General features: G+C 69.6%; 11 protein-coding genes and 2 tRNA genes. 9 read left to right on the top strand and 4 right to left on the bottom strand.

Features of this window, described 5'->3' with window-relative positions; translation table 11 throughout:
- Positions 1-65: 65 nt before the first annotated feature.
- Positions 66-1,574 carry an amidohydrolase gene (locus G3N18_RS06050; RefSeq protein WP_196383426.1) on the top strand — a complete coding sequence of 503 codons (1,509 nt, stop codon included), beginning with the start codon at positions 66-68 and terminating at the stop codon, positions 1,572-1,574.
- Between the two features lie 82 nt (positions 1,575-1,656).
- On the opposite strand, the gene G3N18_RS06055 is transcribed toward G3N18_RS06050, so the two are convergent.
- Positions 1,657-2,142, bottom strand: a complete 486-nt coding sequence (locus G3N18_RS06055) for a Dps family protein (protein ID WP_196383427.1) — start codon at positions 2,140-2,142, stop codon at positions 1,657-1,659.
- Between the two features lie 145 nt (positions 2,143-2,287).
- Between G3N18_RS06055 and G3N18_RS06060 the strand changes: the two genes are divergently transcribed.
- Positions 2,288-2,827, top strand: coding sequence for a gamma carbonic anhydrase family protein (locus G3N18_RS06060; protein WP_196383428.1), 540 nt, complete (start codon positions 2,288-2,290; stop codon positions 2,825-2,827).
- A 32-nt stretch (positions 2,828-2,859) separates the two neighbouring features.
- On the opposite strand, the gene G3N18_RS06065 is transcribed toward G3N18_RS06060, so the two are convergent.
- Positions 2,860-2,933: transfer RNA gene (locus G3N18_RS06065), tRNA-Gly, on the bottom strand.
- 117 nt (positions 2,934-3,050) lie between these two features.
- Between G3N18_RS06065 and G3N18_RS06070 the strand changes: the two genes are divergently transcribed.
- From G3N18_RS06070 to clpX, 5 genes are all read left to right on the top strand, one after another.
- Positions 3,051-3,127 (top strand) — tRNA-Pro (locus tag G3N18_RS06070).
- Positions 3,128-3,200: 73 nt separating this feature from the next.
- Positions 3,201-4,664 carry a trigger factor gene (tig, locus tag G3N18_RS06075; RefSeq protein ID WP_196383429.1) on the top strand — a complete coding sequence of 488 codons (1,464 nt, stop codon included), beginning with the start codon at positions 3,201-3,203 and terminating at the stop codon, positions 4,662-4,664.
- A 163-nt stretch (positions 4,665-4,827) separates the two neighbouring features.
- Positions 4,828-5,424 (top strand): ATP-dependent Clp protease proteolytic subunit, encoded by a 597-nt coding sequence (locus G3N18_RS06080; protein WP_196383430.1) that lies wholly within the window; start codon positions 4,828-4,830, stop codon positions 5,422-5,424.
- An 18-nt stretch (positions 5,425-5,442) separates the two neighbouring features.
- The gene (locus tag G3N18_RS06085) at positions 5,443-6,090 is read left to right on the top strand and encodes an ATP-dependent Clp protease proteolytic subunit (RefSeq protein ID WP_196383431.1); all 648 of its coding nucleotides are present in this window, start codon (positions 5,443-5,445) and stop codon (positions 6,088-6,090) included.
- Positions 6,091-6,253: 163 nt separating this feature from the next.
- Positions 6,254-7,522 carry an ATP-dependent Clp protease ATP-binding subunit ClpX gene (gene clpX / locus G3N18_RS06090; protein WP_196383432.1) on the top strand — a complete coding sequence of 423 codons (1,269 nt, stop codon included), beginning with the start codon at positions 6,254-6,256 and terminating at the stop codon, positions 7,520-7,522.
- Positions 7,523-7,636: 114 nt separating this feature from the next.
- On the opposite strand, the gene G3N18_RS06095 is transcribed toward clpX, so the two are convergent.
- Positions 7,637-9,685 carry a M3 family metallopeptidase gene (locus G3N18_RS06095; protein ID WP_196383433.1) on the bottom strand — a complete coding sequence of 683 codons (2,049 nt, stop codon included), beginning with the start codon at positions 9,683-9,685 and terminating at the stop codon, positions 7,637-7,639.
- Positions 9,686-9,770: 85 nt separating this feature from the next.
- Here G3N18_RS06095 and G3N18_RS06100 point away from each other — a divergent pair, with 85 nt between their 5' ends.
- Both G3N18_RS06100 and G3N18_RS06105 read left to right on the top strand, forming a co-directional pair.
- A complete protein-coding gene (locus tag G3N18_RS06100) occupies positions 9,771-10,388 on the top strand; it encodes an ArsR/SmtB family transcription factor (protein ID WP_196383434.1) in 618 nt (205 codons plus the stop codon).
- Positions 10,388-10,615, top strand: a complete 228-nt coding sequence (locus G3N18_RS06105; RefSeq protein ID WP_196383435.1) for a hypothetical protein — start codon at positions 10,388-10,390, stop codon at positions 10,613-10,615. The genes G3N18_RS06100 and G3N18_RS06105 overlap by 1 nt, the downstream gene beginning before the upstream one ends.
- A 7-nt stretch (positions 10,616-10,622) precedes the next feature.
- On the opposite strand, the gene G3N18_RS06110 is transcribed toward G3N18_RS06105, so the two are convergent.
- A complete protein-coding gene (locus G3N18_RS06110; protein ID WP_141379987.1) occupies positions 10,623-10,871 on the bottom strand; it encodes a hypothetical protein in 249 nt (82 codons plus the stop codon).
- Position 10,872 lies beyond the last annotated feature (1 nt).

Genomic DNA, 10,872 nt, shown 5'->3' on the forward strand with positions numbered 1-10,872 from the left:
GCGGCGCCTCTGCGCTCGACCGCGGCGGGGGCCGGCGCGACACCGCACGGCGAGCGAGGCGAGCGATGATCCGACGCGACGCGCACCGCGGGGAAAGGCCGTCGGTCATCGCAGGTGCGCGGCTGACCGGAGTGGACAGGCTCGACCCGTTCGGCGACGACCTGGTCGACGTGCACCTCGCGGGCGGTCGCATCGTCGACCTCGCCCCCGCCGGCGCCCTGCCGCACCGCGGGCCGGTCGTCGACGCGCAGGGCGGTTGGGTCATCCCCGGGCTCTGGGACCACCACGTGCACACCGTGCAATGGGCCCTCGTCGCACAGCGCCAGCCGTTGCACGAGGCCCGCTCTGCCGCCGAGGCCGCCGCGATCATGGGCGCCGCGCGCGTGCTGGGCGACGGCCGCAGAGTCGGCACGGGCTTCCGTGACGCGCTGTGGGCGGACGCCCCGACCCTCGCCCTGCTCGACGAGCGCACCGGCGACGTGCCCACCTATCTCATCAACGCCGACGTGCACAGCGTGTGGTTGAACTCGGCCGCCTTCGCCCGCGAGGGGTATCCGATCGACGCCAGCGGCCTCGTGCGCGAAGAGCCCGCCTTCGAGATCTCGCGTCGGCTGAACGCGGCCGACCCGATCCTGGGCGACCGTCTCGTCTCCGACGCGCTCGACGCGGCCGCGGCCCGCGGGATCGTCGGGGTCGTCGATCTCGACATGGCGTGGAACGCGGATGCCTGGGCGCGCCGCCTCGCGGCGGGGTTCGACACCACCCGCATCCGCTTCGGCGTCTACCCCGCGCAGCTCGACCGCGCCCTCGCCGAAGGGCTCGCGACCGGCGATGCGCTCGACCCCGATGGCCTCGTGCGGGTGGGATCGCTCAAAGTGATCACCGACGGCTCGCTCGGCACCCGCACCGCGGCGTGCTCGCACGCCTATCCCGGCGACCCGCACAACCACGGGGTGCTGACGGTGGCGCCCGACGCGCTCGTCGACATGATGACCCGTGCGACCGGGGGAGGCCTCTCGTGTGCCGTGCACGCGATCGGCGACCTCGCCAACTCGCACGCCCTCGACGCGTTCGCCCTCACCGGGGCGACCGGCACGATCGAGCACGCGCAACTCGTCGCGCACGCCGATATCCCCCGCTTCGCACGGCTCGGCGTGAGCGCGAGCGTGCAGCCCGAGCACGCGATCGACGACCGCGACATGACAGACAGCATCTGGGCGGGGCAGACCGCCCTCGCCTATCCGCTCCGCGCCCTCGCCGAGGCGGGTGCGAACCTGCTCTTCGGTTCGGATGCCCCCGTCGCCCCCCTCGACCCGTGGGCGGCGCTCGCCGCGGCCGTGCACCGTACGCGAGACGGCCGCGAGCCGTGGCATCCGGCTCAGGCCGTCGATGCCGCGACGGCGCTCGCCGCATCGACCGCGGCAGGTTCGCTCGCGCGCGCAACCCTCATGCCCGGCGACACCGCCGACCTCGTGGTCGTCGACCGCGATCCGCTCACCGCCGACGAACCGGCCCTGCGCGCCACCGAAGTGCAGGCGACTCTCTTGGCCGGGCGCCTCACGCACGCGCGCTGATCCCGCATCGCGCCGGAACGACGGATGCCCCGGGCGTGAGCCCGGGGCATCCGTTCCGTCAGCGACGAGACGTCGCTCGCGTTCAGGCGGCGAGATGCGCCGAGAGGAACCAGCGGTCCTTCTCGAGGCCGCGCTTGATCTCGATCGCCACGTCCTGGCTCGACAGGTCGGTCTCGTCGAGGCCGTCGATCGCGGCCTGCACGTCGGCGATGATCGTGTCCATGTCGGTGACGATCGCCACGATCTCGTCCTGCCACTGGGCGAAGCCGGCCGGCACCGCGGTGGGCGCGATCTTCTCGGCGATCGCCGTGGTGCGCGCGTCGATCGGCAGGCCGAGGGCGACGATGCGCTCGGCGGCGAGGTCGGCGAAGGCCTGCGCGTTCGCGACGACCTGGTCGAGCAGCTCGTGCACCGAGATGAAGTTCGCGCCGCGCACGTTCCAGTGCGCCTGCTTGCCGTTGGTGGCCAGGGCCTGCAGGCCCAGCACCACCGGGGTGAGGAACTGCGCCGTGCTCGACGCCGCCTCGGGTCCGGTCGCGGTCATCGAAATGGTCTGCGTCTTGCTCATGATTCAGGCCTCCAGTCGTCGGGGGTTCCCCCACATCACGTGTAACGCTACTCAGCGCGGAGCATTCCGCAAGCAAGACAAGGCTCGGCTTACGGTGCGTCGGCTCGCTCCGGAACAGGCTGCCGGCGGGGCTATCGTCGAAGCCATGACGATCGCCGATGACGCCTCGATCCTGTCCCTTCCCACCGGCACGCCGCGCCTGCACGAAAGCGCGTTCGTCGCCTCGGGCGCGCGCCTGATCGGCGACGTGACCCTCGCCGAAGGTGCGAGCGTCTGGTACAACGCGGTGGTCCGCGGCGACAGCGCCCCGATCACCCTCGGCGTGGGCAGCAATCTGCAGGACAACGTCTCGGTGCACGTCGATGCCGGCTCGCCCGTCGTGATCGGCGAGAACGTGTCGATCGGTCACAACGCCGTCGTGCACGGCTGCACGATCGGCGACGGATCGCTCATCGGTATGGGCAGCGTCGTGCTCTCGGGCGCGGTGATCGGCGCCGGATGCCTCGTCGCCGGCGGCGCCGTCGTGCTCGGCGGCACGATCGTGCCCGACGGCTCGCTCGTCGCGGGGGTGCCCGCGAAGGTGCGGCGCGAGCTCACGGACGAGGAGCGGGCGGACATCCTGCGCAACGCCGAGATCTACCGCGCGCACTCGGCGACGCACGCCCAGGCATCCGACGTGCGCTGAGCCGCGGAGCGGAGATTCCCCGAAAAGGGAGGTGGAGGGGCTGACGAGAATCGAACTCGCATCATCTGTTTGGAAGACAGAGGCTTTACCACTAAGCTACAGCCCCGCATCCGGCTCGCGAGCCGGACGGGATGCCGCCGAACACGGCATCCCGAAGAGTCTACAAGGTCGCGTCGGCTAGACTGACCACGGCCGTGATTCGGCGCTCGCTTGCGTGCGCGCCCGGGGCGTAGCTCAGCTTGGTAGAGCGCCCGCTTTGGGAGCGGGAGGCCGCAGGTTCAAATCCTGTCGCCCCGACCACCGGCCCCACAGACCCAGACCCCAGACCCCGGACGCGCCTCGGCGCGGCCGAACCAGAGGAGAACGAACAGGCATGGTCACCACCACCGTCGAGAAGCTCAGCCCGACCCGGGTGAAGCTGCACATCTCGGTCACCCCCGATGAGCTCAAGCCCGCGATCGCGCACGCGTACGAGCACATCGCGCAGGACATCCAAATCCCCGGCTTCCGCAAGGGCAAGGTGCCCGCCCCGATCATCGACCAGCGTGTCGGCCGTGGCGCCGTCATCGAGCACGCCGTCAGCGAGGGCCTCGACGGCTTCTTCCGCGAGGCCGTCACCGCGAACGAGGTGCGCACCGTCGGGCGCCCCGCCGCCGAGGTCATCGAGTGGCCGAACGAGAAGGACTTCTCCGGCGACCTCAAGGTCGAGGTCGAGGTCGACGTCCGTCCCGAGTTCGACCTGCCCGAGCTGAAGGACGTCACCGTCGAGATCGAGCCCGTCGCGACCGACGACGCGGCCATCGACGCCGAGCTCGACCGTCTGCGCGGCCGCTTCGGCACGCTCGTGACCGTCGACCGCCCCGCGAAGACGGGCGACTTCGTCGAGCTGAACCTCGTCGCCACGATCGACGGCACCGAGATCGACCGCGCCGAGGGCGTGTCGTACGAGGTCGGCTCGGGCGAGCTGCTGCAGGGCATCGACGAGGCCATCGACTCGCTCACCGCCGGTGAAGACACGACCTTCCGCTCGACCCTCGTCGGCGGCGACCACGCCGGTGACGAGGCCGAGGTCTCGGTGAGCGTCACCGCCGTCAAGGAGCGCGAGCTGCCCGACGCCGACGACGACTTCGCCCAGATGGCGAGCGAGTTCGACACGATCGCCGAGCTGCGCGACAGCCTCGCCGAGCGCCTCGCCGAGCAGTCGGTCTACGTGCAGGGCGCCGCCGCGCGCGACAAGCTCGTCGACGCGCTGATCGCCGCCGTCGAGATCCCGGTGCCGGCCCAGCTCGTCGAAGACGAGGTGCACGCGCACCTCGAGGGCGAGGGCCGCCTGGAAGACGACGTGCACCGCGCCGAGGTCACCGAGGCCAGCGAGAAGCAGTTCCGCACCCAGATGATCCTCGACAAGCTCGCCGAGGCGCACGACGTGCAGGTCTCGCAGGACGAGCTGACCCAATACCTCATCCAGTCGGCCGCGCAGTACGGCATGGCCCCGCAAGAGTTCGTCGACGCGCTTCAGCAGCAGAATCAGCTGCCCGCGCTCGTCGGTGAGGTCGCCCGCAACAAGGCCCTCGCGATCGCCCTCGGCAAGGTCACGGTCGTCGACACCGACGGCAAGCCGGTCGACCTGACGGGCTTCATCGCCCCCGAAGACGAGGCCGCGCTCGAAGAAGAGGTCATCGAAGAGGCGCAGGAGATCGCCGACGCCGCTGCCGACGCCGAAGACGCCGAGGCCGCCGCGACGGAGGCTCCCGCGAAGAAGGCTCCCGCCAAGAAGCCCGCCGCCAAGAAGCCGGCGGCGAAGAAGGCTCCCGCCAAGAAGGCCGACGCGGAGTAATCACCCGGACAGAACCGTTCGGATCGAAGGGTCGGATGCCTCGGCATCCGGCCCTTCGTCGTTCGGGCGACACGGCGCTCCGCCGACGGCGAACACGGGCGGACCGGTCGCCGGGCGTCGGTAGATTCGATGACGTAAGGAAACCCGCACATCAGGAGTGTCCATGGCTGAACCACTGCTCGCCACCAGCGTCTTCGACAGGCTGTTGAAAGACCGCATCATCTGGCTCGGGTCGGAGGTGCGCGACGATAACGCGAACGAGATCTGCGCGAAGATCCTTCTGCTGGCCGCCGAAGACTCCGAGAAAGACATCTACCTCTACGTCAACTCGCCCGGCGGCTCGATCACGGCCGGCATGGCGATCTACGACACCATGCAGTTCGTGCCGAACGACATCGTCACCGTCGGAATCGGCATGGCCGCCTCGATGGGCCAGCTGCTGCTCACCGCCGGCACCAAGGGCAAGCGCTACATCACCCCGAACGCGCGCGTGCTGCTGCACCAGCCGCACGGCGGCTTCGGCGGCACCTCGAGCGACATCCAGACCCAAGCGCAGCTGATCGTGTCGATGAAGAACCGTCTCGCCGAGATCACCGCGGCGCAGACCGGCAAGACGGTCGAGCAGATCAACGCCGACGGCGACCGCGACCGCTGGTTCACCGCGCAGGAGGCGCTGGACTACGGCTTCGTCGATCACATCCGCGAATCGGCCGCCGACGTCGTCGGTGGCGGCGGCACCGACACCACGACCGCGAACTGACCCGAAGGAGCAGAACGAATGAACACCCCCACCTTCGGCATGCCGCAGAGCCGCTACATCCTCCCGCAGTTCGAGGAGCGCACGGCCTACGGCTACAAGCGCCAAGACCCGTACAACAAGCTCTTCGAAGACCGCGTGATCTTCCTGGGCGTGCAGGTCGACGACGCGTCGGCCGACGATGTCATGGCCCAGCTGCTCGTGCTCGAGTCGCAAGACCCCGACCGCGACATCATCATGTACATCAACTCGCCCGGTGGCTCGTTCACCGCGATGACGGCGATCTACGACACCATGCAGTACGTGTCGCCGCAGATCCAGACGGTCGTGCTCGGGCAGGCCGCCTCGGCGGCATCCGTGCTGCTGGCCGCGGGCGCACCCGGCAAGCGCCTGGCGCTGCCGAACGCGCGTATCCTCATCCACCAGCCCGCCGTCGGTGAGTCCGGGCACGGCCAGGCCTCCGACATCGAGATCCAGGCGGCCGAGATCCTGCGCATGCGCACGTGGCTCGAAGAGACCATGGCGCGGCACACCAACCGCACGCAGGAGCAGGTCAACAAAGACATCGACCGCGACAAGATCCTCTCGGCCGCCGAGGCGCTCGAGTACGGGATCGTCGACCAGGTGCTCACGTCGCGCAAGCGTCTGCCTGCCGCGATCACCTCGTGACCCGCGACTGAGCGACAGACGAGCCCCGCCGTGCACCGGAACCCGCGTTCCGACGGCGGGGCTTCGTCGTCTCCTCCACAAGCGGTGACTCAATCCGCCGATGTGTCGGCGGGCTCGGTTAGGCTCGGAGTGCATTCTGAGTGGTTCCTGAAGGAGGAGCGTCATGGCTCGTATCGGTGAGAGCGCCGACCTGTTCAAATGCTCCTTCTGCGGCAAGAGCCAGAAGCAGGTGCAGCAGCTGATCGCCGGCCCCGGCGTCTACATCTGCGACGAGTGCGTCGAGCTCTGCAACGAGATCATCGAAGAGCGCATGGCCGAATCGGGCGAAGGCGCCGTCGCCGACTTCGATCTGCCGAAGCCCCGTGAGATCTACGCGTTCCTCGAGGAATACGTGGTGGGTCAGGATGCCGCGAAGAAGGCCCTCGCCGTCGCCGTCTACAACCACTACAAGCGCGTGCGCGCGCACGGCACCCTGCAGCCCGCCGAGCAGCGCGCCGACGAGGTCGAGATCGCCAAGAGCAACATCCTGCTGCTCGGGCCCACCGGGTGCGGCAAGACCTACCTCGCGCAGACGCTCGCCAAGCGCCTCAACGTGCCGTTCGCGGTCGCCGACGCCACCGCCCTCACCGAGGCGGGGTACGTCGGTGAAGACGTCGAGAACATCCTGTTGAAGCTGTTGCAGGCCGCCGACTTCGATGTGAAGCGCGCCGAGACCGGCATCATCTACATCGACGAGGTCGACAAGATCGCCCGCAAGGCCGAGAACCCCTCGATCACCCGCGACGTGTCGGGTGAGGGCGTGCAGCAGGCGCTGCTGAAGATCCTCGAGGGCACCGTCGCCTCGGTGCCGCCGCAGGGCGGCCGCAAGCACCCGCACCAGGAGTTCATCCAGATCGACACGACGAACGTGCTGTTCATCGTGGCGGGGGCCTTCGCGGGGCTCGAAGACATCATCTCGTCGCGCGTCGGCAAGCACGGCGTCGGGTTCGGGGCGCCGCTGCAGGAGAAGGGCAAGGAGCTCGACCTGTTCAGCGAGGTCGAGCCCGAAGACCTGCACAAGTTCGGCCTGATCCCCGAGTTCATCGGTCGCCTGCCCGTCGTGACCTCGGTCGCCCCCCTCGACCAGGAGGCGCTGATCGAGATCCTCACCGGACCCAAGAACGCGTTCGTCAAGCAGTATCAGCGCATGTTCGAGCTCGACGGCGCTGAACTCGAGTTCGAAGACGAGGCGCTCCGCGCGATCGCCGACCTGGCCGTCGCCCGCAAGACCGGCGCCCGGGGCCTCCGCGCGATCCTCGAAGACGTGCTCGGCCCGATCATGTTCGACATCCCGTCGACCGAAGACGTCGCCAAGGTCATCGTGACCCCCGCCGCCGTCACCGAAGGTGCGCCTCCGACGCTCGTCCTGGAGCGCAAGCGCAAGAGCGCGTGAGCCCACGCCCGGCGACGGCGCGGAGTCCGCGGAGCTCGCCGTAGGTCGGTGGCCACGGCGGCCGCCCACACCGCCTGCACGTCGCCGGCGCGGGCACGCCGAAGGGGTGAGGCGTCACGCCAGGCCGCGGCGGGCGAGCAGGGGTGCGATCTCGGCATCCCGCCCGCGGAAGTCGCGGTACGCCTCGAGCGGATCCTTCGAGCCACCGATGCCCAGCAGCCGCTGGCGGAAGCGGTCGCCGTTCGCACGCGCGAGCCCGCCGTTCTCGGTGAACCACTCGTCGGTGTCGGCGTCGAGCACCTCGCTCCAGATGTACGAGTAGTACCCGGCGCTGTAACCGCCCGAGAACACGTGCGCGAAGTACGTCGACGAGTAGCGCGTCGGCACGAGTGGATTGTCGAGGCCGATGTCGGCGAGGGCGGATGCCTCGAAGTCCGCGACATCCGTCACCGCCGCCGCCTCCTCGGCGCCCAGCGAGTGCCAGGCCTGGTCGATCCACGCCGCGGCGAGGTACTCGCTCGTCGCGAAGCCCTGGTTGAAAGCCTCCGACGCGTGCAGCTTCTCGGTGACCTCGGCCGGCAGCGGCTCGTCGGTGTCGATGTGGCGGGCGTACGACGCGAGCACCTCGGGCCATAGGATCCACATCTCGTTGACCTGGCTCGGGAACTCGACGAAGTCGCGGAAGACGTTCGTGCCCGCGAAGTGCGGGTAGGTCACCGTCGCGAACAGTCCGTGCAGCGCGTGGCCGAACTCGTGGAACAGGGTCGTCACCTCGTCGAGCGTGAGGAGCGTCGGCTGCCCCTCGGCCGGCCGCGGCACGTTGAGGTTGTTGACGACGACCGGTGACGTGCCGCGCAGGGCCGATTGCGAGACGATCGAGTTCATCCACGCGCCGCCCCGCTTGGTGTCGCGCGTGTACAGGTCGAGCAGGTAGAGCCCGAGCGGCGAGCCGTCGGCTTCGCGCACTTCGAACACCCGCACGTCGGGGTGGTAGCCGGGGAGGTCGTCCCGCTCGGTGAACGTGATGCCGTAGAGCTCCGTCGCCGCGCGGAACACACCGTCCTGCAGCACACGCTCGGCCTCGAACCAGGGGCGCAGGGCCGTGCGGTCGAGGTCGTACTCCGCCGCGCGGACGCGCTCGGTGTAGTACGCCCAGTCATGCGCGTCGATCGGGAAGGGTTCGTCCTCGGCATCCACGATCGCCTGCAGCGCCGCCGCCTCGGCGCGGGCGTTTCGGGCAGCCGGTACGGCGAGGCGCCGCAGCAGATCGTGCACGGCCCCCGGCGACCCGGCGGTCTCGTCGCTCGTGACGTAGGCGGCGTGGCTCGGGTAGCCGAGCAGTGCCGCTCGCTCGGCGCGCAGTCGCACGATCTCGCGCAGCACGTCACGGTTGTCGTGCTCGTTGCCGCGCGAACCCCGGCTGCGCGAGGCTTCGAGCAGCCGCCGACGGCTCTCGCGATCGGTCAGGCCCGACAGATACGGATGCCCCGTGAACAGCGTGAGCGTCACGACGTAGCGACCGGGGAGCCCCCGGTCGGCGGCGTTCTGCGCGGCGGCCGACAGCTCGCCGTCCGTGAGGCCGTCGAGCTCGACGGCGTCGTCGAAGACCACCGCAAGGTCGTTCGTGTCGGCGAGGAGGTTCTTCTCGAAGGTGGTGGTGAGCACCGAGAGTCGCTGGTTCAGCTCGGTCAGTCGTTCCTTCTCGGCGTCGTCGAGCCCCGCACCGGCGTGCGTCATCTCGCGGTAGTGCCGTTCGACGAGGTAGCGCTGCTCCGCGTCGAGGTCGAGCTCGTCGAGGCGCTCGTGCAGGGTCGCGATGCGCCAGTACAGGGCGCTGTCGAGCTGGACGGCGTCGTTGTGTGCGGCCATCAGCGGAGCGAGAGTCTCCTCGATCTGCTGGATGTCGGCGGTCGCATCGGCCGAGGAGACGGTGTAGAAGGTGCGCGCCACGCGCCCGAGCAGGTCGCCCGAGCGCTCCAGCGCGACGACGGTGTTCTCGAACGTGGGCATCGAGCGAACGCGCGTGACGGCGTCGATCTCGCGACGGTGCTCCGCGAACGCCTCCTCGAAAGCGGGCAGGTAGTGCTCCGGTGCGATCTCCCGGTAGTCGGGAAGTCCGTAGGGGAGAGTGGCGGGGGACAGCAGGGGATTCGCATCGGCCATGCGGCCAGCCTAGAGGCATCCTTGCAAACGACTAGTTGCAAACAATCAATTGCAAAGAAGCCTTTGCATTGCTACCGTGAAAGCCATGGCAGCAAACGAGCAGACCGAACCGGTGGACGAGGCACAGAACCGCCTGCTCGACGCGGGCGCGCTGAAGGCGCTGGCCCACCCCCTGCGTGTGCGGATCTTCGACATCCTCAGCCAGTACGGGCCGCAGACCGCGAGCTCGCTCGCCGACCAGCTGGGGGAGTCGAGCGGCGCCACGAGCTACCACCTGCGTGCCCTCGCGAAGCACGACCTCATCCGCGAGGTGGACGGACGCGGAACGGCCCGCGAGCGCTGGTGGGAGCGACCGAAGGGGTCGGTGACGATCTCGACTCCCGAGGCGGTCCGCACCCCGTCGGGCCTCGCCGCGTCGCAGATCGTCGTGACCGAGACCTACCGGCAGCGCCACGATCAGCTGATGCGGTTCCTCGCACAGTCGTGGAGCTCCGACGACGGGCTCGAAGAGGCCGCGGAACTGTCCACGGCCAACGCACGCCTCACACGCGAGCAGTTCGAAGACGTCAGAGACCGCATCGCCGCGATCATCACCGAGGCGGTGCGCACGCACCGCGACCAGGAGGGCGACGACGTGCGCCCGTACCTCATCCGACTGGACATGTTCCCGATCGACGGCCCACGAGTGAGAGAAGGCAGCTGATGGCACTCATCGAGAGCACGCGTGCGCGTCTGCATCCGACGCCGGCGGAGCGGCTCGCACTCGCCCTGGCGACCTGGATCTCGGTCGGCGTCGCCGAGCGGATGGCCCGTCGGGCGCAGCGCCTGACCGACGCGTGCACCGCGAGCGACGCGGCGGCACTCGAGGACGTCGCCGCCACCCATCGCGACCGGGAGCACGCCCGCGCCTACCTGCTCGGCATCCGCTGAGGCGCGGTCAGCCGAACTCGTCCTCGTCGTCGTGGCGCACGACGACCGCCCCCGTTGCTGTCTGCTCGACGACCATTCCGGTGTCGAGCTCGGCGATGGGGCGCCCTTCGAGGAAGGTCAGCGTCCACCGCGGGCGCGGCTGACCGAGGTCGTCGGTCGGCAGCGCGCGGTCGACGGCGGCGATCTGCGGGCGGAGACTCGCGGGCACGGCCGCGGGCGGCTCGTCGCCGCTCGTCCACCGCGTGCCGAGCTGCATG

This window comes from Microbacterium paulum (genome assembly GCF_015707995.1).
Classification (GTDB): Bacteria; Actinomycetota; Actinomycetes; order Actinomycetales; family Microbacteriaceae; genus Microbacterium; species Microbacterium paulum.